The following is a 25,206-nucleotide window of genomic DNA, read 5'->3' on the forward strand; positions in this document are numbered from 1 at the left end:
CATCAGTCTTTAACCCGCTTATGCCCTATCGGCTGATAAGTATTCACCAAACTTACTGAGTATTTGACAAAGGTTTTTTTGCCCTAACCCCAATCGAAAGTAATTACCTGACAGGCCAAACAGTTTACTTGGTAAAGCTAAAATACCAGTGTTTTTAGCTAATGCTGTCGACCAATCTGTTATAGAGTGAATATTCTTAACCTCCACTAAGGCTAAAATTCCGCCTTGCGGTGGGCACCAGCTCAAATGCTCAGAAAATTGACTGACAAAGGCTGTAAATAAGGCAATATTTTCAACAATAACTCTGTTGTTTTCCGCTAATATTAGCTCTTTGTTTTCTAGCGCGATCAGTGCTAAATGCTCATCCGTTACCGAGCAACATATGGAATTCCGCGATTTAATCGCCATGATATTTTCCAAAAGTGCTTTATTAGGCGTCACTGCCCAGCCAATACGAATACCAGCTAAACCAAAGCTCTTCGACATTACACCCACTACAATACTGTTCTGATAATCTAAGTAGCGGTGCGCAATATTAATGCTGCCATAATGACTCGCTTGCGAAACATCATCACTTAATAAATAACACTGATATTTTTTAGCCAGTTGCAATATTTGCTCTGCTAACGTGCTGTCGATAACACTGCCGGTTGGGTTATGTGGTGAGTTTAAAACGATTAAACGCGTCTTGCTATTGATCACACTAGTAAAGTCTTCGATGTTAATTTGCCAAGCTTTATTGGGTTGTAATTTGATTTCCCTCACCTTAGCACCAAGTGACTTTGCCATAATAACTAACGATGGATAACTCGGTGTCACCACCATGACTTCATCACCTGGTCGCAATACACTTTGATAAATTGCTGATAACGCTTCTTGCGCTCCTGAAAAGGTGATGGCATGGTCAGCGTTAAGGTTTTGCTGATGGGAATTTAACCCTTGATGAAATTTAATAATCTCTGCCCGTAGCTTGATATCACCTTGAATAGGAGCATATTGCAATCGAGTTTGAGTTATATCACGATTAGAATATTCACACAGTTGTGCCAACGTTAACGCCTGCCCTGTAGAATCACTAATATTGTGTTTTGTATGAGGGGCTAACTCTCGACTAAAAGCAATATGAGCCGGTAGCGCGTATTCTACTAGTGAACTAGGTGATGACGATTTCATAATATTCCCTAACGAAAAACTACTTCATGCGCCAAGCGGTCATTTGGCACTTATCAACCACAAAACTCCGTGCAGAGTTGGAAATTACTCGGTATAACTCATCTTGTTGAATAAGCTCAAATTGAGGGGGAAGTCGGTTCGTTAGTGCCTCTAAGGCAAATAGATTCTCGCCATTAACTTTTATACCACTTAGCCATTTAGCTTTATCAGTATGCTCGGTTTGATAATGATAATCAGAAAGAATAATTAACAAACCCGATGGCTTTAATCGACTCACTACGTTTTGTAATAACTGTGCGGGATCATAACTTTTCTCTAGTGCATGCTGAACAAAAATCACCTCGTAGTCTTGAAAGACTTCCTTAAGATTGCAACCATCACCTTGGCTAAATAAAATGTGATTGGCGTTGGCATTTTGCACAACATCAGTAAGTTTAAATTCATTATATTGACAAATATCGCCTTCAATAGCTTTCGTGTATCTAACATTACCGCCAGCTTGCAATTGCACGCCGTGTTGAATTGTTCGCGCTGAAAAATCTACCGCATCAATATGGGCAAAAGTATCACTAAGCTCAAAAGCAACTCGTCCAACACTACAACCTAAATTCAATAGCCGCTTCCTTTGAGTAACATGACTCGTTAACAAGGCTTTAATATGTGTCACAATTTGCTGCCCATAATCTTCATAGGGCAAAGGAGATGTACCGAAGTAGCAGTCTAGCTGTTGGCAAATTTGCTTATCTGTTTCGAACTCATTGACTGTTGCCTGTGCTATTTCAGCATGCTTACTTTCGATATAGCGAAAGCCGGCATGCTGAAAAAAGTGTCGACGAAAGGCGTAACGAGAAGAAGCCAAGGTTTCATTGCCTGTTGAGATCCAAGAGCCTCCCTTGATCAAATTATGTTTGCCATCAAAAGTTGGTGTTGAAAAGTCATCATACAAGGGGTGAACTGTAAAGCCTGGAAAGCCATCAATTGACGATTCTGTCCATTGCCAGACATTACCGATAACATCAAAAAATTCACCGTGTTTAAAACGATTAATAGGGCAAGAAGAGGCGTGATAGGCCAAAGCAACATTGCCAGGTGCATCTCGCCACTGACTTTGCTCACCTATTACATTTTCTCTTAAACAATACCATTCAGCTTCTGTCGGCAAACGAATGTAACTATCACTTTTGCTTTCTCGCCACTGACAGAATGCTTTAGCTTCTAAATAATTCACCTCAACAGGCCAGTCGAGTGGCAGCGGTATCTCACGGCATAAATTGCGCTGCAAATATTGACCATTTTCATCACGCCAAAAACGTGGCATCTCAGCTTTGCTAAATTGCAGCCATGCTTGGCCTTCCTGACACCAAAATTGCTTATGGCGATATCCACCAGCTTCAACAAAGGTTAAAAATTCTTGGTTTGAGACTAAGTACTTACTGGCTTTAAAATCTGTTACTTCAACAGCTAAATGACCGTACTCATTGTCCCAACCAAAAGTTTGATCTTGAGCTTTTTTGCCTAGTGAAACTGTTTGCGCGGGTACTGAAATCAGACTGTTGTCGGCGGCAGTAGACGATTCATCACATGCTTGCCAAGCTTGGGTTTCTGTCAGCCAACGCAGTGGTAACATGCGCATAATGACTGATGATGTTTCCAGATGGATACGTTCATGCTCACAGCCCATCAAAATAATCCAGGCAAGCGAGTCTTGGCTAATAGGCAGTGTTAGTTCCATATGCTCAATAAGATTTAAAACTAAATCGTAGACCTCATTTCGATAATGGCGTACTTCATCAACACTTGGCCAATCATAATGTTCACTGTTAAGATCATCCCAGCTCATTTCATCAACGCCCACCGCACAAATAGCTTCTAATCGGCTATTTACTCGCTGGTTAATGTACTTGCCTAAAATAAGCTTATTTATATAAAACGTCGCTGTGTGGCCGAAATAGAAAATTAATGGGTGGCGTAATCGCTCTGGTTTCAAAAAATACGCATCATCATGATTGAGCAATGAAAATAGCGACTCATAGGTTGACCAAGTATTTTTAAAATAGCTAATCAGTTCTTGGCGTTTATCCACTACCGAGCTGCCATTAAGTGACGGTGTGCTCAATTGACTTATCATATTATTCTTCATTAACTTATTCTTTATCTTGATTAAAATATTGCCACGGCTGAATTAAATAACAATATCAGCCGGCCGAAACAGCTTTAAGTAATATTGCTGTAATAACTTCCCCTTAGTCACTTCCAAGCCATTTTCATCCATTAAGTTGTCGCTATCATCAGATAGCACCTTATCAATGGTTTGACTAAACCATTGATTATTAGCAAATAGCGTTACTGCTCCCGCTACGCCATGTTGATCATGCAACGATTTCGGTAACTGGCCAAAGCCTTGATGCTCTATATCGCGGCTCTCATTCACGTCATCATCTTTCTCGCTATCAATAGTATCGATAATATTAAGTAGCGTATAAATCACATTTAAATACGGATTATATTGTTCACTTGAGGCACCTAATCTGTGCTCAATACGAGCTGTTTTGTGCCAATTTTCTTCGCTGAGTAGAACATTATTTTTATCATCATAAAGTAGTGGCTCTACGCCCATTTTTTGGTTGTGCTTACCGATATCTCGATAAAGCGCAATACTACCTTGATGACCACCAGAAATATCAACCGGAGAACATAGCTCTGCTGCCAAACCATATTTAGACTTTAAGGCTAAGCGTTCAAAAGCATCTTCTTCAGGTAAATAAATTAAACACGCCGCTAAGCTGGTTTGTAAAAGTCGTTGCTGTAAACGTTCGGCAAGATCTCCGGCAACAAGTAAATTTTGTCCACTGAGATCCTGCAGGCTGACATTAATTTGTACCGCATTGGGAATATGCACAGCGCGCTGATCACCACTGAAAATATTTTCACAGCCTAACGCCAGTTTGCCATTATCTCCCGCCCAAATAACCGGTTTAATTAATGTTTTTCTAACTCCCTGTGCTGCAAAAAGTTTTGGTAAGAAATACAGCGCCCTATTAAGATTTTGCGCTTCTTTTAATGGGCTTTGGCCATTAAAAAGTGAAACATATTCCCATTGATTACTCCAATACTCAGCGACAACTTGACCATCAATTCCCAACTCAGTTAAATGTCGATTAATTTGGCGATAATCGACAGACAAATTGCTTGGCTTTTGATAACAGCCTTCTAATTCAAAATGTATAACGGGTCGATAACCCCGCTTAAATATATAGTTCTGTAAGCTAGCAAGCACACTTTCCGCAAGCTTATTTAATTTTGTCATTGGCGATAAATTTTAATTTGTTGATATTTTATATGCTTGAGAATAATAACTGACCTTTAAATTATCTTTTTAATTTCTAACTATACGAACAAAAGACACTTTAAGATTGAAATACATGTATTTGATTTTTACCTAAGTGTTTTGCTTGGTAAAGTGCTTTATCTGCATTGATATACAGCTGCTTTTCATCGTTACATTGTTGAGACAGGCTGGCAATGCCAATGCTAACGGTCACGGTTTCTTGATGGCCAGGTATCATACTGGTTTGATTAACTAAGGTAAGAAATCGCTCCGCAACTTTGATTGCTTCGCTAAGGTTGGTTCGAGGCAAGATGCATAAAAACTCTTCACCACCAATTCGACCAAAAGCATCACCTTGACGAAACACTTGTTTTCCGAGGTCGGCAATCTTACATATCACTGCGTCGCCAACAGGGTGGCCGTATTTATCATTAACTTCTTTAAAGTTATCGATATCAATCAATACCACTACGAGCTCTATTTTTTCAAGATTACTACTGTTAATAATTTTACTTAAATTATTAAAAATATATCGTCGATTAAATAAGTCTGACAGCGGGTCTTTAATGGTTAATCTGTGCATTTTTTGATTATTGCGATATTGCACCACCATCACAGCTAAAACAACTAGCACCATACAAATAATGAAAATATTAAAATAGATTTGTTGTGCATTAGCATTGTTACGTTTTTCAATCTCTAACAGATCCACTTCTGAACGTTTTTTTTCCAACGCTTGCGTGATCTGTTGGCGTTCAACTTCTAAACCCGCCCGAACTTTTAATAACCGCTCAGAAGAGTTTTTCAATAATAATTCCGTATATTGACGATAATATTGCTCAAGCATTTTGTAGCCCAAGTCGTAATCACCTCTTGCATGAGCCAACTCACCCGAAATTTTAATTACTTCTAATTGCCAAGCCGTACCCATGATATCTGGCACTTTTGAAAACTCACTAGCGGCATTAAAAAGGGCTTTTTCAGCTTTATCTAGCTGGCCTAAATCAATCAAACAGCTAGCCTTACGTTTATATAATTCGGCATTATAGTCAACCAAACCTTGCAACTTAAGGGCTCTATCTATGGTTGTTATCGCTCGTCGGCAATCGCCCATTTCTGCATAGGTCATTCCCAAGCCATAAGCTGAAAAAAAACTAATATTCGAGTTTGGCGTGTAAGAAATTTGCTGTTGATATTTTTGAAAATAATCAATCGCTAGATCATACTTTTTCCAATATCGATAGGTGGACGCTAAACCATATATGGCTTCAGCAATATGCGCAGGGTAATTTAAATATTTATAAACCTCTAAGGCTCGTTGATAGTATTCAATTGACTTTTCATAATCATCTAAATAGCCATATATAGCGCCGTAAGTTTCGTTAATTGACGCGATTAAAAACTGATCCTTTAATGCAAAGGCTTCAACATAAGCTTCTTGAATATCAACTAGCGAGGTTTCGAATAATTCAGTTAAGGTTTTGGTATAGGCAAGCTCTTGTTTAGTATAAACATATAAGCGGCTTAATTTGACTTTCTTCGCTTGCATTAGAGATTTAGCCAGCACTTCTTCTGACAATGAATAATGCCCTTGGCGTCGATGAACAAGTCCCTGGTACAAGTTTAAACGAGCTTGTATCGCCAATGGTGTATTAACGGTCACTAAACTAATAGCTTGCTTAACCGTGTTGTTCAAATCATCATAAAAATAGATCAGGTTTTCAGCTTGCGCTTTACGCACTAGCCACCAAAGATACTGGGTTTCATCATAGGATTCAGCAGCAGATTGCATGCCAAGGATTTTTTGATAGGAATGCCAAGGTTGAAGATATATTTCGCTATCCATTTGGCTTAGGTCAACCGTGTCATCTGCTATAACATCAACGGAATAACTAATAAAAAGAAGAATGAAAATTGTACAATAAACTAGTAAAGCTTGCCTCATTTCACGCCCGCGGCTTATATCGGTTTATCCTTTACATTACGCTAACATAAAAAAAACAAATAAACGACTAAAAATCAAACACGCTTTTATAATTCAACTTTTTATTGTCAGTTAAATCAGTGGCTTTACTTAAGCCTTGTAGAGGCGATTAAAATCTTTAACACTAAATCCCTTAAGAATTTGGTCAGCAATTTTCAAGACCGGCACACCACGCATATTTAATTTTGAAAACTCTTTTTGCCCTGCTGGGGTTTTAACATTACATAACCGAAAAGGAATTTTTTCTTGTTCGAGGTAGCGTTTTGCCGTCTGGCAGTGGGGACAATTATTCATGGTATAGAGGATAACGCGTTTCATAATTGAAAAACTTTATTTAGTGATTAATAATCTCATTCTCTCATATTTATGTTTCGAGCAATAATGCAAAATAAGAATAATTCCACGCTAGTATTACTTTGCCTGCCATTCTTGGCTAACTAATATCGTATCAGCTTGCAGTACCCGCCCGTGAAAAACATCGCCAGCGACAACCTCACCAACACCTGAAGGTGTGCCTGTCATAACAATATCACCGTCTTCTAAGTCAATGAACGACAAAACTTCAGCTAAAATTTGTTGCGGAGAGTGTAGCATCATAGCGACTGAGCCAGTTTGTCGACGCTGACCATTAACATCAAGCTCGATAGTAAAATTTTCTTTTGCTGACTCGATCGAAACAAAGTCACTAAACAGTGCTGAGCCAGTGAAAGCTTTTGCCCGCTCCCATGGTAATCCATCAGTTTTCAATTGAGATTGCAAAGCTCTTTTGGTTAAATCTAAACCAATTGCGACAGCAAAAAAGCCTCCTTGCTGATACAAAAAACAAAGTTCTGCTTCATAATGCAAAGCTTCTTGGTGATAGGCCAACAATTGTTTTCCTATCGCGGCGTTCGATTTTATAAACAACACCATATTATCAGGAACTTCATTCCCTAATTCACTGATATGCTCGGCATAATTTCTTCCTACACAAACAATTTTAGATGGAGTCATATAGCCTGCATCGACTTTAATCGAGTTCATTTGACAGCCCTTTCAAATAATTATACCCGCTAATATTATATCAACTAAACTCGATACCTTGCTATGCTTTTACCAATTTCAATTCTGGTTTTTGACTATTTATCGGCGTTACTTTTACCGTATCCGAAACTCTACGACGTTGCTTAAAACGGTCGAAATTAACACTTTTCACTTCTAATTGTTGCGACATTTTAACAAAGGTTTGGTAATCTTCACGAGTAAAATCATCTTCTTCTCGCGTTAACAAACCGTCGATATAAGCACTGTTGCCATTAAGAGTAAAATTGGCAATAGCAGAGTAAGGTTTGCCAAAGTCATCAACGCGTATTGCACGCACGGCTTTCACTTCAAAAATCCATTTATCAATTTGCACGTAGCGAGACAAGGTTTCTGGGGTAGACTGATTATTCATGTTGGGGGCCTTAAATTTCAGTATAAAAAGGCCGACTGCTTAGCTGGGAACGAATGCTGACAGTCGGCAAAAAAGGGAGCTGTTAACCAGCAAGCGACATAGTTACGATAGCGATTTTTTCATGCTTTCAAGATAATTATTAAACTCTTTCTCGCTAATTTGTTTATCGCCATTAACATCAACTTTAGCGAAATCCTTACTTAGCTTGTCATTATTTGCTAGTTCCTTAGCACTTAAGGTATTACTTTTGTCGCTATCATATTTGCTGATCAATTTAGCAAATGAAGATGGTTTTTCTACTTTCGTCAACACTGTACTGATGTCATTGTTAGCAAATACGATGTTTGATGCTAATGATGCAACAACAACAGTAATTGAGAGTTTCTTTAAGCTAATATTATTCATGTTTGAATCCTTCTAGTTAATTAACAGCACATCAATAAATATGCCTACAATGGCAAGTGCCACATTACGATGTTGGCATTGCACATGCTGTACCAACATTGCAAGCTATTGATATAAAACAGCTTTAATGGCTGATGAGATATTTTACTGTAGCCAATCAGCAACAGTATAATTAAAAAGATATTTATACTTGATGAACACACAGATGAAAATCAAATTTTTAAATTTAAAATCAAATACTTAACAACCTAAAAACCCAATACGATATCTGTATCCAAATAGAGACACTATTGTTTTTTAGGAGAATTTAGCTAACACTAATACCGTACCTAAGCGAATTAAAAGATGGCAAAAGCTCAAACGTGAAAACAAATAAAACTCAACGTGCTCAACAGCGAAAAAAACGCGTACCGACACTAAATCTGTCGATAAAATCGTTAACCTTATTGGGCTTTAGCTTGGTTGCTATTCCGCTGGTATTGGCGTTATTGTTTGGTGCTTCGCAAGTGAATACCTTAGCGCAAGAAAGTGAAGGGGCTATTCTCGATGTAACTAAGTTGCTCGATAATCAACAGTTATTAAAAAGTAGCCAAATAAAAATGGAGCGTAATGCCGCACAATACTTAGTGTTAAGAGATCTTGCTCTGGCAGGAAGCTATCTCGAACAGAGCCAACAACTTCTTCTAATAACACAGCAATTGATCACTGCCAGTAGCGATGCCGAATTACAACAATTAGCCAATCGCTATGCAAAAACGGTAACAGATATTGTTGAAACGACAATACCCAATGCAGAAAAAAAATCGCCTAATGATGACGATATTCTTCAGCCTATTCAGCAGAAATTTAATCGCCTTACCACAATTTACGAGCAAATTAATCAGCGCAGCAATGCACTAAACACACAGCATATCAATAATATCAAACAAGCCGCTCAAGCGACTCGCGATATCATGATACAAAGCTTAGTCATCATTCCGATAAGCCTAATAATTGCGACATTGTTTATTTATCTCATTACCACACCACTAAAAATACTGACTAAAAATATTTTACGTTTACAGCAAGGACATTTTGATAGAGAAATACAATTAGCAGGCTCTCCTGAAATACAAGAAATAGCACAAGCATTAGAAAACATGCGCACCCGGCTACACGCACTTGAGTTGCAAAAATCTAGCTTTATTAGACATATATCTCACGAATTGAAAACGCCATTAGCGGCAATCAGAGAAGGTACCGAATTACTCTATGATCACAGTGTTGGTGAGTTAAATGCTGAGCAACAAGAAATCTCTCATATCATTAAAAACAGCGTATTTCGTTTACAAAAGCACATTGAAGACTTGCTCGATTTTAATATTGTACTCGACTCAACTAGCTTGCAAGATTCTGAAAAGATTGTCATTGATGACACAGTAACCCAGGTACTTTCGGAGCGGACGCTAGATATAAAGCGTAAGAAAATTCAGCTAGAGCTTAAACATAATAATATTGTTGTCATGAGTAACCGCAAACAAGTGGCGGTGATCATCGATAACTTATTGTCTAACGCCATAAAGTACTCGCCAAATGAAGGACTAATAAGCATTTCGGCAGTTCTTATTGACGAGCAACTACAGCTGACAATAAGCGATCAAGGCATTGGCATCAGTGAAGAAAATCAACATAAAATATTTGATGCTTTTTTCCAAGGGCCGCCACCAATTGATAGCTTAGTAAAAGGCAGTGGCTTAGGCTTAACCATAGTCAAAGAACTCATCCTCAGACTCAATGGCCATATTGAACTATTAACAAATCATCAGCAGCAAATGGGTACTAAAATTAGAATAACCCTACCCCGCGCTTTTGAACAACAGGAGCAAGGTTAATGTTTATTAATCATGACTTTTCTATGCTGGCTTTCCTCTTGAGTAGTATTTTACTACTTTCTGGTTGCCAGCTTATCGCTAAACATGAACAACCAAACACCAGTTATGGCGAATACTATCTTGCTTTACAGCAATTCACTGAATTTGAGCTAATCGAAGAGGTTGAAAAACTACAAAACAAAATGGCAACCATAGCCCAGCAACCCGAAACAAATGACTATGATAGCCAAATTAAATTGCTGTTACTTTACAGCTTACCTAAATCACCTATTTACAATAGTTTTAACGCTAAGGCTTTGCTTAATCAGATGAAAGCGGAGGGAAATAATGCCGCATTTGCGCACATTAACCCGAGTGAGCAAGCCTTTATTACTTTATTACACGACCAACTCAACCAACGATTACTGATGCATAATCGCTTGCTTTTACAACAACAAGAACAAAACAAATTAGCCGTGAAGCAACAACAAGTATTACTCGAACAAATTGCAACGCTTGAACAAACCATTATTCAACTTAAAAAAATTGATCAAGCCATAGACAAGCGCGAGCAATAGTTCATTTTTACCGGTGTTTGCATAAAGAATGCAAAGCCAAACATTTATTTTACTATCGAGATTAAACAATGAATACCCCAAGTCCAGCAGCAGAAGACAGCACCAGCAAAATTCTCATTGTAGATGATGATCCAAGTTTATTACGTTTGCTGGGTATTCGCCTATCGGCCGCAGGCTACCACGTTGAGTCGGCAAAAAATGCCAAAATCGCATTAGGAAGGTTAGAGAGCTTTCACCCACAACTCGTGATCAGCGACTTAAAAATGGAAGGCATGGACGGTATGGCATTATTCGAGCAAATTCGAGCAAGGCATCCGCATATTCCGGTAATTATCATGACCGCGCACGGCACAATACCGGATGCGATTAATGCCACTAAGCAAGGAGTATTTAGTTTTTTAACTAAACCTTTTGAAAGCAAAGAATTATTAGAAGTTGTCCAGCAAGCCATTCGCTTGCAGCCAGCTGAGCTAAACCATAACCAGGCCGATAATCAATGGCGCGATAAAATTATCAGCCGCAGTACAATTATGGAGTCTCTGCTACAGCAAAGTAAACAAGTGGCTAAAAGCGACTTTAGCCTATTAATTCATAGCCAAAGTGGCACAGGTAAAGAGCTATTGGCAAAAGCAATTCATTTGGCTAGTCCCCGTTCTGCTCAGAAGTTTACTGCGATAAATTGTGCCGCTATTCCCGAGCAATTATTAGAGTCTGAATTGTTTGGTCATACCAAAGGGGCTTTTACTGGTGCTGAAAAAAGTCATATTGGCTTATTTCAAGCGACTGACGGTGGGACATTATTTCTAGATGAAATTGGCGACATGCCCATGAGCTTTCAAGTCAAGCTACTCAGGGCTTTACAAGAGCGTGAAGTTAGGCCGGTGGGCAGTACCCAATCGGTTAAAGTTGATGTCAGAATCATTTCTGCCACCCATAAAAACTTACAACAAGCGATTATTGATAAAACCTTTAGGGAAGATTTATATTACCGACTTAATGTCGTTGAGCTAGAATTACCGCCGTTATCCGAACGTAGAGAAGATATTCCGTTATTGGCTCAATATTTCTTATCGAAATCGACTGAGAAATCTCATGCCAATATTTCGGGTTTTTCCCAAGAAGCGATGGAAATTTTGATCAGTGCAACTTGGCCCGGAAACATCAGGCAATTACAAAATGTTGTTGAACAAACGGTGGCATTATCAACCGAGCCATTAATCAGCGAAATGTTAGTGAAAAATGCGCTGCGTGATAAAACCACTATCCTGCCATCTTTTGTGCAAGCAAGAGACAAGTTTGAACGTGATTATTTAGCCAAGCTGTTAAAAATTACCGCCGGCAATGTTTCTCAAGCAGCAAAAATAGCACAACGAAATAGAACCGAGTTCTATAAACTACTCAACCGACACCACTTAACGGCAGAAGCCTTTCGAGATGGCTAAACAGGTATATAAGCCTTATTAACTTATTGATAAAAGCTCCATGACTTGATTAGTCATGGAGCGTAGATTAATTAATTGCCAGTAGCTCAACATCAAAAATAAGTAATGAGCCTGGTGGAATTTTACCCGCAGCATTATTGCCATAACCTAGCTCTGCGGGGATAAATAATCGTGTTTTCTCACCAACAACCATTAACTGTAGACCTTCGGTCCAACCTTTAATCACTTGATTTAAGCCAAAACTAATCGGTTCATTTCTTTCGACCGAACTATCAAAAACCGTACCGTCAAGTAATGTGCCATGATAATGTACTTTTACTTTTGAACTGGCTTTTGGGTGGATATCGCCATCACCGGCAGTCAACACTTGCAACTGCAAGCCTGAATCAGTTTCAACAACCCCTTCGACCTGTTTATTGTTTTGTAAAAATTCAGCCGCTTTTACTGCATTGACTTTAGCTGCTTCACGATTGGCATTATTACGTACAAAAAAGCTAATAATTAAGCCCAATACTATGAGCAGCACAATATACTTAGTCACGTTTTTTCCATCCTCTTTAAATGTATGTATATAAGGGTAAGTTACCGATAAATCATACGTGATTGCTCATACTTTAGCTAATGTCCTATTTTCTTTGCTGGCTATTTTCAGCATAAATAAAAAGCCCGCATTATGCGGGCTTTGACATTTTAACAAGAGAAAGTTATTTACTAATGGCTAACCGACGACACCAAGCCAGTGTAGCTAATAGTGCAAACAACACACCACCCATGCTACCACCACCGGATGATGTCGTTGGGGTTGGGGTTGGCGTCGGTGTTGGAGTCGGTGTAGGAGCCGCCTCAACACTAATAGCAAAAGATGTACTGGTTGTTAAAGCACCGTCATTTGCCGTTACCGTAACGGTATACTCGCCAGCCGCAGTAATTGTGCCAGACAAGGTCATATCAGTAATCGTTAGTCCATCAACACCACTGACAGTATAAGTTAAGCTGTCTTCTTCTGCATCGGCAAAAATATTAGTTAAATCAACAGAAATGGCAACTGACCCTGTTGAACTCAATTGCAGTTCAAGATCAGCGATTTCTTCATTAACTGACGGCGCGGTATTAATGATTTCATTGGCTGTGCCCGTGATACGCATTAATGTTGCACCAATATTGCGTTTAAAGATTGTTGACGAACCTAGTTCTAGTAAACCGTAATAGCTTTCTCCTTCCGCTAGCGCGGAGAGTTCACTGCCATCTAGGTAACCATTAATGCTCATCTCAACATCAAACGCTTCTCCTTGGGCAACCTCGGTTGGCGCATCAATATCAAACGACGCTGCTTCAGTATAAGCTATTTGCGCTATTTCTAAGGTCACGTCATCTGGCTGGCCAACTTCAGTGCCAGTATAATTGTGGGCAAAAATCCAATAATTACCGGCGGTAGGCGTTTCAATAACACAGCGCTCTTCGGAATCAAAGTTGCCACTTAGACAAACTAAACTGTTATAAACTTCACTGAGACTTGGCAAACCATCACCGTCAGTGTCAATGCCAACATACAAATCAACATCAGGAGATGTTGTTTCTGTTACCTCAACAATAACACGCTTAGTGTACGGTTTGACCGTTAGTAGCTGAGTGTACAAGTTATCTTGGTATAGACCTGGCGAGTCTTGCTCTAACCCTTCCGCACTACCTATAGCAGTACCGGAAAAAACGCTCGCTTTGTAAAAGCCAAAACCTTTTGCTTGTAAATCTGTACTACCAGAAGTCACAATATCTGTAATCGTAATGGTATCGTTAACATTATTGATTTCAGCAGTGACTTCGTCAATAACATCACCAGCAGTAAACGCTATGGTCGCTTGTAAGTGGGTATCACTCATACTTTCATCAGCATTTTCTAAGTTGATGTAGCCGTGAACCCATTCATCGACTAGTTCAATATTGGCGGTTGCCGTAATGGTTAACTCCTGTGTTTCTCCGGCTTTTAAACTGAAACTTGCTGGGCTTACTTCCATGGCGAAACCGGCATTTAAGTATTCAAAGCTTGCTGTCCAGCTACTATCTTTCACCGCTTCAACGGTACGAGTCCAACTACAGCTTGCGGTACAGTTTTGTTGCACAACAGATGTCGTGTTAAGTGTTGCAGGATCGCCCCCTTCTGACGGTGAAGCATCAGCATAAGCCTGATTAGAGATATCAAGCAATAAGCCAGCATTAATAGCTTTATTAACGCGAATACTACCGGCACCTTGATCAAAGAAGTTAGAACGTTCGGTAATACCGTCACCGTCATCATCTTTATAGGTTAGTTGTGATGCGGTCGACATAATTGCCGCCTGCACCTCTGCCGGTGTCCAATCTGGGTGTGTTGCATGCACAAGCGCAAGTGCACCAGCAACATGTGGACTAGCCATCGACGTACCGTCCAAGGTGCTATATGGCACGCCATCCTCTTCGACAGAAAACGGCTTATCTTCAGCAAAGGCAGCGTAAACGCTAACACCTGGCGCAGCAATATCTGGAGAAAAAATGTTTAAATAAGGAGCATTAGGACCACGCGACGTAAACCAACCGGCGATATCTCCCAAACTATCATCTTTTACTAACTCTGATGCTGAAATAGTGGCGGTATGATCTGCGCCCGAGGCTAACCACGCGGTTAAACTCTCACCAGATTCCATATCAATATTGATTGCAGGCAATAAGTGACTATCCGCATGAAGGCTATTAGCATCAGCACTGACGTTCATTAAAATAAGACCGCCGGCACCACCTTCTTTAACATTTAAGCCTTTACGAACTCGTGCGATAGAGCCCCTTTCACAAACGACAATTTCACCGGCAAAAGTATTTTCAGCAAATGGTGTTAAACATTGTGCATCACCATAATCTTCCGCTCGAACAACTTTGCCAGTAAATGCTTGAGTTGCCCCTTTACCAACAATAGCATTTGTTGGCTGTGACTCACCGCCGCTAAAGCTATCTAAACTAACATCTGAAAAGCTACGGTTATGGCTATAAGCTGCCACTGTAGTTACCCAAGGTGAGTTTCCTGGTGCGCCCAAAGTAGAGGCATCTGGGCCACTATTACCCGCGGCAACAGCAACATGTAACCCGGCATTTCGAGCATTTAGAAATGCTGATGCATCCGTTGATTCCCATGGGTCTACTGCAGAACCACCAACCGAATAGTTAATCACCTGAATGCCATTTTCTATCGCATGCTCTATCGCTCTCACGGTGAGTTCTGGGTAACAACTACCTGTGTCACCACAAACTTGATAGGCAACAATATTGGCGTGTGGCGCAACGCCACTAATTTGTTCAAAAACAAAATCACTTTCGCCCGTGATGGTACCTTCATCATCCGTCACCGATAGATAGTAACTAACATCTTTAACGATATTACCCGCAGCTGTTGAGGCAACGTGCGTACCATGACCTTGAAAGTCATACCCTATGGTCACTTTCTCAGCAATATCGTCATATTGGTCATCAACAATATCTTCACGCAATGCTAATAATTCAGGATAACTGATAATACCGATTAACTTATCATTACAAAATTTATCAAGAACTAAGCAATCACCTAAGTAATTGCCTTCGCCAAACGGGTTACTATGATCGTAACCATCACCGCCTATGTCGGCAAATGACGGGTGAGTGGCATTGATACCGGTATCAAAAATCCCCATTACCACGCCTTCACCTTGTGTACCGATATGCTCACCAACGCCAGACCAAACACTTTTAGCGCCAATAAACTCAGGCCCAGTATCACTACTAATATAGTGCAAGCCAATTTTTTCAACACGCTCAACATCAGCTTGTTTGGCCAGCACACTTGCTTCACTTGATGTTAATTCAACTGCCATGGCATTTAACACAATTTTATAGCTGTGCTTTGCTTTAACCTGACGTTTTAATATTTTGCTCGCTGAGCTAATAAAGCTATCTTGCTTTTGCTGTAAATAAGCCGAATAGCTTTTACTCGCTGCTGAATTCACATTCAACAGACCTTTTGCGGTTTTATTACTTGACTTGGCATTAACGGTTTTAATACTCGTCGCAGCATAATTTAATAACTCGCCTTTATAGTCAGATAAGCTTTTATCTTTTAAAACAACATAATACATAGAGTCATTTCTAACTTTATTAGCATGAGCTAATTTAACTTTTTCCTTACCTGGAATAATTTGGTGAACATTTGCTGCATCATCTGAAGCTGCAAAAGCATTAACACTCAATGCACCACCAATAAGTGCAGCAAGATAAGAAACTTTAAAATTCATGGTAAATCCTACAAATATGAAGAAGGAAGCCCGAAGCGAGCTTCCTTACTTGGGTAAGTGATTACTTACGACGACGGAACATTAATAAGCTGGTTAAAAATGCAAACATCCCGATACTGCCACTTGAAGAGTCTTTTTCTGCTTCCGTTACGGTTACCGGAATATCAGCACTAACCTCATTAATACCATCAGAAGCTGTTACTGTAACTTGATAATTACCGGCTGCTGTTACACTACCTTGTATGGTTGTGCCAGTAACAGATAAGGCAGAGAAACCTGAACCAGTTACGCTGTAAGTTAAAGCTTCTCCTTCGGTTTCAACAAAGACCCCAGCAAAATCAATGCTAAAGTCCATGCTATCTTCTTCTAACACAACATTGGTTGCTGGGATAGCAGCTAGCGCATCAGGCATGACTTCTGGCGCTTGGTCATTGACATTATTCAAGTTAACAGTCACAACTTGTGGAGTTCCCGTATCGTTACCGTAACTAGCATTCACTTTAAACTGAAGTTGACTATTTTGTTCATAATCAAGAGCAGCAGAATTTATAACATATAATTCATGGGTTTCTTGATTAATAGCAAACGGAGTTCCAGGAAGTGGGTCAACAATATCTAAAGTATGTTCAATGCCATGTCTGTCCGTATCGGCAAAAAAGCCTGCAGTATCTAGCTTCAATGTGCCAATAATAGTGCCTTCTTCTGCACCTTCGTCAACTGAAAACGATTGGTCAGCCTTAACATCAGCAATTGTTTTATCATCATCATCTAACGTTGAAACATCACCGGTTTCATAAAAATTATCGGAAGTACTGATCACCATAAATTCAGGAATCTGACCTTCAATTCCGTTGTCAAACTTTGCTGCGGCAATCCTGACCTCCTCATTCGATTGAGCAGTATAAATATGGCTATAATCAGCACTTACCTCAGGGTTTTCATCATCAATCGTGGCAAAACCAACTTTGGCAGAATAGTCTAATGTTACATCAGCACATACTGGCCCAAACATGCTATCAAAACATTGCATACCAGAGCTGTAGAAGCCGCCTTTCATTGGGTTAAATTGCGGCAAACCTTCACCTGACTCCGAACTTACGTCGCGATCTGTTTCAACAATAAGACCGAAATTTTGGTCAAAATCTTCTACCGAATCTATATCATGATGATAAAGCTCTTCTAAACACACCTCAGAAACAATATTAGTGCCATTGCTTGAGAAGCGCGTTGGTAATATAGACTCCTTATAACGTCCTTCAGGGTTAGTGTAGTCATACGCTATTGAATAATCGACGTAAAAAGTTGCAGGTTGACCATCATTATTTATTTGCACAAATGGCTGAGCAAACCTTTCACTGTCATCCCAATAGCCCGTTTCGGTAAAACTTTCATTCCAGCCATTTGCGATCACATCAGCTTCACGAAGTAACTCATAAAAGAATATTGGCGCACCAATTTTGTCCATGTAATTAGATAAGGAAACATCAGCAGGATTAACTAAGCTAACCGCAACCGTCATCTTTTTACCGCTAATTTCACAGCGAGCATCATCATAAACACCACCGCCAGCACCACGAATTAAGTGGCCACCACTGTTAGCATTTTCGACTTCGACATAACGTTTATTGATAATTAATGGGTAAGCTTCAAAAGTCGTTGGCGTTAATGATTCATTAATAAAAGTCGATGTTTTTGCAGCATACTGAGTACCGCCCCACTCGTTGTCTTCATATTGCGCTCTTGCCCAATCTAGGTCGGTATTGGGTTCAGGCCAAGACCCAATGATCGGATAGCTTTCACTAAAAACTTGCTTTTCTATCGTGGTTTCATTGCGCGCTTTAAGCATCCAACCAAGATTAATTTCAGGTTTCTCATCCGCAGTAAAGGTTAAATAACCGTTTAATTCTGTTGCTTTTAAGTTTTCATCGGTAAAGTCTTCAGCCGATTGCAATGGCCATTCCGGTAATTTTGTGCCATCAATCGTTATTTCAACAGCAATATCAACTGACTGATTAGCTGGTACACTAACGCTTTCAGGCATATTAATCGTTAATGCTTCATAGCTTGATTTTTCCCCGGTCATATTAAAGCTTATTTGGTATGTCTGCGCTGAATCCGACAGGTTACGAATAGTAATATTTTTAATTACACTCTTTTCGGCAGCGACCTCATGGGCACCAAATTGCACATACGGCTGATAACTTGATTTATCCCAAATAACCACTGGAGAATTGATCGCCGCGTCAACATTTTCAACACCATGACCAACTAAGATCAACTCGGCCTCAGCACCGGCAGCTTTATCTAATATACCTTCATGAGATGCGGTATTTGCCAATAAAGCTTTTATTTCTACAGGGCCTAGCGCTGGGTTAGCACTTTTTATAACTGCCGCTGCCGCCGCAATACGAGCAGCAGCTGAAAGAGCATCCGTACGAAGTCCTAACACGCTGTCATCTGCAACTGGGGAACTAATTCTTGCCACAGTTTGATTGTCAGCAAAACTAACAATTTCTGGTTTCAATGCTTTACTACCACGCACAGGGCCCATTGGAGACCAAGGAGCAGCATAAATCGATTCACCATCATCAGAGTTAATGACTGAACCTATGGTTAGTGCTGAGGTAACACTACCTTCAGTAGAAATCCAGTGTCTATTTCTATTTTCAACTTCACCACCTTGTAAACCATGCGCACCAGCCGTGCCAGCATGAGTGACAATGGTTAATCCTTGCGCCGCAGCTGCATCGAGCATATATTTAATACCGAGCATAGCACCAGAGCCACCAATGGCCGTGCCATCAAAAAAACCTGCCGCACCAGCAGAGTCTAGTAATGCAATATCAAGATGGTCACTGGTATCGCCATCTTGATTTGGATCTAAAGCATGTTCTAATGCTGCAATAACCTGAGTGTGCTCAGGTAAAGTGATGTCATATTGGGTTTCATCCCAGCTGTAAGGCATTATATTGCTTACTTTATAGGCATGTAGCCTAGCGCCTGGAGCCAACTGATGAACAATACTGGCAATCTCAGTTCCCTCTCCTGTCTTATATTCCACACCGCTGTAGTGCGTACCATTATAGTTTTGATCAATCGGGTTGCCATCTTCGCCCCAGTTTTCACTGGCAAAGTCTCGACCGCCGACAACAACTTCCGTAGGGAAACCGTCATAACCTTCAACAGCGGCAACATACTCATCTTCTTCTGTCTCTGGGTCATCTGGTATTTCAGGTGTTGATGGACTTAGTGCGCCATTTTCTAAGGCGTCTAAATAACTACCAGCAGCAGGTGGTGTTTCTGGGTCATTATCTTCCCCATATTCACCACTACCTCCAAATATCGCTAAAGTATAATCTATGCCCGTTGAAATAATCGCAACGTCAATACCTTCACCTGCAGTTTCACTGTCAGTATATGGCGTCATCATTTCTACAGTACTTGCTTCATCGCTATTTATCATTGTTGATGATACTGAAGCGGTTGGTACCGTAATACTTTTACTAGTTGTGATTTTTCTTACACTTTGCACACCATCAAGTTGAACTAATTTTTCAGCATATTCCGGTGACATTGATATCGTCATAAAATTGGCCAGCATACTCGAACGCGTGACTATTTTTGCCATTGGATCTAATGCTTGAATTTGTGCAAACAGTGCATTTTGCTTAACGGTAATTTTTTCTTTCTCTACACCGTAGTTATGCTTACCCTTAACGTGATTTTTTAACGCCGCGTCATCTTTTAAATAAATAACATATTGAGCTGTTGTTTGTTCTTGTTGCCCAAATACTGAACGACTGTCGGTTTGTGTTTGTGCAACGGCATTCCCTAGAATTAGTGCACTACCAACGCAGATGGCAATAGCATTTTTTTTGAATCTCATGACAAAGGTATCCTATAATTTTTATATATGATTATTTATTACTCTTTACAACACTCTCCGGTGCTTAAATCCTTGACTTAGTTATTCTGTAAAGAGCTAGTTAAATAACGTTGCACCATTACTAATTTAGTCAGTGAAAGTGCGCAATGCCTGAAAACTCTAATATTGTTCAAATTAATATCAAAACCTTATCAATCAACATCAAAAAAACATCTAATCTCTTTTTATTCAACAGCTTGAGACAAGCCAAAATAAATAAAAATGACTATTCCAAATGTTAAAAAGATAAGGAAAAGACACAAAAAATAATGAAAGCTGAAAGAAAACGACGAGAAAATGCATGTTTATTCAATGTAAATAACGGATATTGAGGAAAATAGTTAGCCTGAACTCGGGATAATGAGAATGAAAAACATAACTACTTCAAAATATTATCAACACTTAATCGACAGTAGTGATATTTACGTCTAGTTCAAGGCGTTTAAGTGCGCCCAATAACGAGTTATTGGCAACTTGAACAACATAGAAATAGGCTTTAATAGCGCGGCTGACGCATTTTGCTTATCCCGAGCTCAGGTCAGTTAATTAAAAATAATAGATTTGAATAAATAATTTGATAGTTATTGATGATTCAACTTAGCAATATTGACTTAGAAAATATTAACTTTATAAATGTCAGATTCATTACTCAGTTTAAGTGTCACTAATGTAGTTTGCTCGGGTCCTGGCGAAATGCCGAAAAATTTTCGAATAGAGTTTGCAGCAAATGATAGAATCACCTCTTCTTGTCCATCTAACGATAAATGAACAATTTCATCTTCACTCTCTGTTCTATTTAAATAATATATGCCCCCTTGTTGCCAGTAGAAAGCACCATAATCTGCGGCAGCAAGTTTATCACTTACTAGCACCACTGCTTTTTTCTCGGGATCCAATCGCCAGATACCATTAACATTCAAACGGGAAACATATAGCTGGTGATCTTCTCCTTCAATTAAATAATGTTCACCGGTATTTGATAATTGCTTGATGGCGCCGGTAGCTAATTCAATTTGATACATGCCAGAGGCTTTTTTGTGACCAACATAAAAGTATACAACTTTGCTATCTCGAGACCAACTCAGATTGTCAGGCTCAAGTCCTTTTGTATCAACAACCTGCAAATTACTCATGCCTAATTCGCCAATATACAATTGCGATTTTTTGCTCTGGTCAGAACGCAGGCTCACGGCAAATTGTTTCCCGTCTGGTGCTAATGCCGGTACGGTTGCATTACCTAAACCTTTTGTTAAATTGGTGCTTCTTATGCCGTTGTTTGACCACAGCGACCAATTGCCACTGCGGTTTGACAAGAATAATATCTTATTGTCTTGCACAGATAATCTTCCATACATATCTCTAGACGATGAAGATATTCTGCGCTTAATTTTACCATCTGCTAGGGCCACTTGTGCTATATACTCTTTAGAAATATGATTGGCATATAGCAACTGTCCACTATCAATATTTAAGGAAATGTTGCTTGGTAAACCACGGTTACTGACCATTGTTTCTTGCTGGTCTATTAATGAGATTTTCTTAATGAAAAATTTACTATTTTCAGCATAGTTAACATAGATATCATCGTGTGTTACATCCCAATCAATATCAATTATCGTCACTTTGTTCTGAAGTATACTTTTAATCGGCAGGCCATTTTCTTGAAATAGCACATCAAATTTTTGTGAACTTTTTTCTCTAATAAACGTTATTGCGGCGGTCTTAGGGTTATATCTAGGAGCAAAATCTATTTCATCACCATCAGGAAAGGTATATTGCTCAATATCTTTACTGACAAAATTATAACGAAATAATGCCGCACCGGATGCAAGCTTCTTAGAATAAATAAGCTCATTCTCATCAGACCAATCAAGAACTCGGCGATAAGGTATGTAGTAACAGCCTTCATCGATCAAAATGTCACTATTGGTCACTAAATGCCTTACTCGAACTTGGCAGCTGCCACTTTTTGTTATGCGAATATAAGCGAGTGACTCATCGCTTTCTGACCATGCAGGCGAAGCTTCAAGGTGCCTCCCCGACGAAATTTGATGCAATGGCGTCTCTTCAGCTCTCAAATCTTGAATATATAAACCGCTATTATTAGAACTTCTATGCCATTGAAAGGCAACATATTGACCATTATGTGAAACAGCCGGATGCTCTTCAATTCCTTCATAGGTGGTTATATTTTTATGTTCATGTTCGACCGAAGTAGGAGGTTGAATTGAAACTTCTGGTGACGAGAAGTTTATAGTAAAAACAATAGCGATAACTATAGTAAAAATTATCAGTGCCGCCGCGATATAGACAGTTGTTAATTTCTTGCCTTTAGCCGAGTTAGATATTGGGGTAATCGCTAAATTAAGTTGATAACCAACCTTAGGCAAAGTAATAAAAACATCATGATTATCATTATCTTCGCCTAACTCTTTAAAGGCTTTGCGCAGCGTCCAAATCGCATTGGTAAAACCTCGTTGCCCAACGCCCTCATTACCCAACCATATTTGCTCTATCGCTTCTTCACGACTAACAACATACTCAGCGCTATTTAAGAACAACTTTAATAACTCAAACACTTTGGCTGATAATTTATAAACTTCACCATTACGGCTCAAACTTTGAGTTTGACAATCTAAAACACATTGACCAATTTGATAATGGCTATTATTCATAAACACTTATAGTTAATCGTAAATTAATTTTTCGCTATCTTCTGTACTAATGAAGACAAATATAGGAAATAGTCTCGAATATTGAATCTATAAAAATTAAGCTGAAGATGTTTCAATTTAGTGAAAACAATACGCATTATCACCATTTAAATCAAGGTAAAGTCGACCAAGAAATATTAATATACGATAAACAGTAATATAGGCCATTGTTGATTGGGCACTGAGCATAAAAATAAAAATTAAACTATTTTTTACTTACATATCATTAGGCTAGTTTATATTAGCAAAACGTAATAACTTGATAACATAACATTAACATCACACCAATTTGCCTCTGATTTCTTGTACAAAGTTCAAATAAACAAGGCTATTTACACTCTAATTATACACATAAGCATTTTAAGAAAAACAGTGAGCTGAGCGTCAAATACTCGCCACTTCTTCAGCTGTTAACACACGGCTGTCACCAATTGACAGTTGCGGGTCTAACAATAAACAGCCAATAGCACTTCGATGTAAAGCAATGACAGGATTACGAAATCGGCCAAACATACGCTTAATTTGGTGATAACGCCCTTCGGTCAATTCAACTTCAGCTTGAAAATCCGAAAGAATAGTTAACTTGGCAGGTTTAGTGATTATATCTTCATATGAAAAATACATGCCGCTAGCAAAAGCGTCAATGTAATCAAGAGTTAGCTTGTTTTTAAGGGTGACTAAATATCGCTTACTGACTTTACGCTCTGGTTGCGTGAGTCGCTCAGACCAACGACTATCATTAGTTAACAGTACCAATCCTGAACTATTTAAATCCAAGCGGCCAACGATATGCAATTGCTCTTTGTAGGGGAGTTCCAGCAAATCGACAACGGTTTTATGTATGGCGTCTTTCGTTGCACACACCACACCAACTGGCTTGTGCAACATAACATAATGAGCAGAGTTTTCTTGTACGACTTGGCCATCGATAGCGATATGACTAAAGCTATCAATAATTTCATCGATGCGAAGAGCAATGTTGCCGTCTACTACAACACGATGCTGCGCCAGCATAAGCCGCACATTACGGCGACTTATCTGACAATGTTGAGCTAGAAAACGATCTAGGCGTGCTGTATTAAGCGCCATAATGCGATAGAACTATGGCTTAACCTGCTTCTTTAATAAGATGAACATCGCGTTGTGGGAATGGTATTTTAATATTTTCACGCTCAAGCGCTAAATATATTTCTTTATAGGCTTTGTATTTCGCGCTGTATAGGTGCGACGTTGGTGTCCATAAACGCACGGCAATGTTAATGGCACTGTCAGCAAAGGCATCAATACCTATTTGTGGCTTACGCGCTTCACTAACAATATCCAGCTTGCCAATAACGTCTTCAAGCATAGCAACAACTTCCAGTGGATTTTCATTGTAGTCAATGCCAACGCTTAGCTCTAACAATGAGTCATGCTTAGAATTATGCAGTACTTCACCGACAATGTGTTTATTCGGGATAGTAATTTCGACATTGTCTTCATCCGACAATATGGTGTACGCAAGTAATACTTCTTTTACTAACCCTGTTACGCCTTGCACGGTAATAGTATCACCAACCACAAAAGGACGAATTATGATGATATTAAAGCCGGCGGCGTAGTTTGCTAATAAGCCTTGTAGTGCTAAACCTGCACCTAATGAAATGGCACCAATAGCAGCAATAAATGGCGTAACACTTATACCTAACTTGCCAAGTGCGATAATAGTGATCATCACTACAATAAGCATTTTACTGGTGTTAGCTAAAAACCGGCTTAAAGTTACATCTAATTTATGTCGTTCACATAAACGTAAAACTAACTTAGCTATTTTTCCGGCAAACATATAACCGATAATAAAAATAATAAAAGCACCAACCAGTTGAAAACTGTAGTTGGTAAAAAATTCAACGATGACATTATAAAAATGACTGACTTGGTCAAGTTCATCTTTTAATAAATTAGCCGGGTCTAAGGTTTTTGCGACTTGCTCGGTGGTATTTTCACTGCTAGATTCAGCCATAAATTAATTCCATTTCAAGTGTTAGTTGTCTTGATAGTGATATTAAGGAATTAACGATGAAATTAACAATTTTTTAATGCT

17 protein-coding genes are annotated in these 25,206 nt (G+C 39.3%); 3 read left to right on the forward strand and 14 right to left on the reverse strand.

Features of this window, described 5'->3' with window-relative positions:
- Positions 1–18: 18 nt before the first annotated feature.
- From AC27JP_RS03620 to AC27JP_RS03655, 8 genes are all read right to left on the reverse strand, one after another.
- Complete coding sequence (locus AC27JP_RS03620; RefSeq protein ID WP_487112146.1) at positions 19–1,173, reverse strand: pyridoxal phosphate-dependent aminotransferase; 1,155 nt, start codon at positions 1,171–1,173, stop codon at positions 19–21.
- Between the two features lie 19 nt (positions 1,174–1,192).
- Entirely contained in the window at positions 1,193–3,313 is a 2,121-nt protein-coding gene (gene ovoA / locus AC27JP_RS03625; protein ID WP_487112148.1) for a 5-histidylcysteine sulfoxide synthase, read from the reverse strand.
- Between the two features lie 42 nt (positions 3,314–3,355).
- Positions 3,356–4,480 carry a hypothetical protein gene (locus AC27JP_RS03630; protein ID WP_487112150.1) on the reverse strand — a complete coding sequence of 375 codons (1,125 nt, stop codon included), beginning with the start codon at positions 4,478–4,480 and terminating at the stop codon, positions 3,356–3,358.
- A 100-nt stretch (positions 4,481–4,580) separates the two neighbouring features.
- Positions 4,581–6,446: a diguanylate cyclase gene (locus AC27JP_RS03635; protein ID WP_487112152.1), complete on the reverse strand. Its 1,866-nt coding sequence runs from the start codon at positions 6,444–6,446 to the stop codon at positions 4,581–4,583.
- Between the two features lie 129 nt (positions 6,447–6,575).
- Positions 6,576–6,803, reverse strand: a complete 228-nt coding sequence (locus tag AC27JP_RS03640; RefSeq protein ID WP_487112154.1) for a glutaredoxin family protein — start codon at positions 6,801–6,803, stop codon at positions 6,576–6,578.
- 93 nt (positions 6,804–6,896) lie between these two features.
- Positions 6,897–7,508, reverse strand: coding sequence for a fumarylacetoacetate hydrolase family protein (locus tag AC27JP_RS03645; RefSeq protein ID WP_487112156.1), 612 nt, complete (start codon positions 7,506–7,508; stop codon positions 6,897–6,899).
- A gap of 61 nt (positions 7,509–7,569) precedes the next feature.
- Positions 7,570–7,920, reverse strand: a complete 351-nt coding sequence (locus AC27JP_RS03650; protein ID WP_487112157.1) for a hypothetical protein — start codon at positions 7,918–7,920, stop codon at positions 7,570–7,572.
- 102 nt (positions 7,921–8,022) lie between these two features.
- Positions 8,023–8,325 (reverse strand): EF-hand domain-containing protein, encoded by a 303-nt coding sequence (locus AC27JP_RS03655; RefSeq protein ID WP_487112158.1) that lies wholly within the window; start codon positions 8,323–8,325, stop codon positions 8,023–8,025.
- A gap of 362 nt (positions 8,326–8,687) precedes the next feature.
- Between AC27JP_RS03655 and AC27JP_RS03660 the strand changes: the two genes are divergently transcribed.
- The 3 genes from AC27JP_RS03660 to AC27JP_RS03670 all read left to right on the forward strand — a co-directional run bounded on the left by AC27JP_RS03660 (position 8,688) and on the right by AC27JP_RS03670 (position 12,195).
- Positions 8,688–10,196: a HAMP domain-containing sensor histidine kinase gene (locus tag AC27JP_RS03660; RefSeq protein ID WP_487112160.1), complete on the forward strand. Its 1,509-nt coding sequence runs from the start codon at positions 8,688–8,690 to the stop codon at positions 10,194–10,196.
- The gene (locus AC27JP_RS03665; protein WP_487112162.1) at positions 10,196–10,753 is read left to right on the forward strand and encodes a hypothetical protein; all 558 of its coding nucleotides are present in this window, start codon (positions 10,196–10,198) and stop codon (positions 10,751–10,753) included. Before AC27JP_RS03660 ends, AC27JP_RS03665 begins: the two co-directional genes overlap by 1 nt.
- A gap of 68 nt (positions 10,754–10,821) precedes the next feature.
- Positions 10,822–12,195 (forward strand): sigma 54-interacting transcriptional regulator, encoded by a 1,374-nt coding sequence (locus tag AC27JP_RS03670; protein ID WP_487112164.1) that lies wholly within the window; start codon positions 10,822–10,824, stop codon positions 12,193–12,195.
- 67 nt (positions 12,196–12,262) lie between these two features.
- On the opposite strand, the gene bamJ is transcribed toward AC27JP_RS03670, so the two are convergent.
- The 6 genes from bamJ to AC27JP_RS03700 form a co-directional block, all read right to left on the reverse strand.
- Positions 12,263–12,736: a BamJ family beta-barrel-assembly machinery protein gene (gene bamJ / locus AC27JP_RS03675; RefSeq protein ID WP_487112166.1), complete on the reverse strand. Its 474-nt coding sequence runs from the start codon at positions 12,734–12,736 to the stop codon at positions 12,263–12,265.
- A gap of 163 nt (positions 12,737–12,899) precedes the next feature.
- Positions 12,900–16,484 carry a S8 family serine peptidase gene (locus AC27JP_RS03680; RefSeq protein WP_487112168.1) on the reverse strand — a complete coding sequence of 1,195 codons (3,585 nt, stop codon included), beginning with the start codon at positions 16,482–16,484 and terminating at the stop codon, positions 12,900–12,902.
- Between the two features lie 61 nt (positions 16,485–16,545).
- Positions 16,546–20,370 (reverse strand): S8 family serine peptidase, encoded by a 3,825-nt coding sequence (locus AC27JP_RS03685; protein WP_487112170.1) that lies wholly within the window; start codon positions 20,368–20,370, stop codon positions 16,546–16,548.
- A gap of 650 nt (positions 20,371–21,020) precedes the next feature.
- A complete protein-coding gene (locus AC27JP_RS03690; protein ID WP_487112172.1) occupies positions 21,021–23,084 on the reverse strand; it encodes a winged helix-turn-helix domain-containing protein in 2,064 nt (687 codons plus the stop codon).
- 423 nt (positions 23,085–23,507) lie between these two features.
- A complete protein-coding gene (locus AC27JP_RS03695; RefSeq protein WP_487112174.1) occupies positions 23,508–24,212 on the reverse strand; it encodes a pseudouridine synthase in 705 nt (234 codons plus the stop codon).
- 19 nt (positions 24,213–24,231) lie between these two features.
- Positions 24,232–25,125: a mechanosensitive ion channel family protein gene (locus AC27JP_RS03700; protein ID WP_487112176.1), complete on the reverse strand. Its 894-nt coding sequence runs from the start codon at positions 25,123–25,125 to the stop codon at positions 24,232–24,234.
- Positions 25,126–25,206 lie beyond the last annotated feature (81 nt).

It is taken from the genome of Colwellia sp. SU-HH01172 (assembly GCF_057553355.1).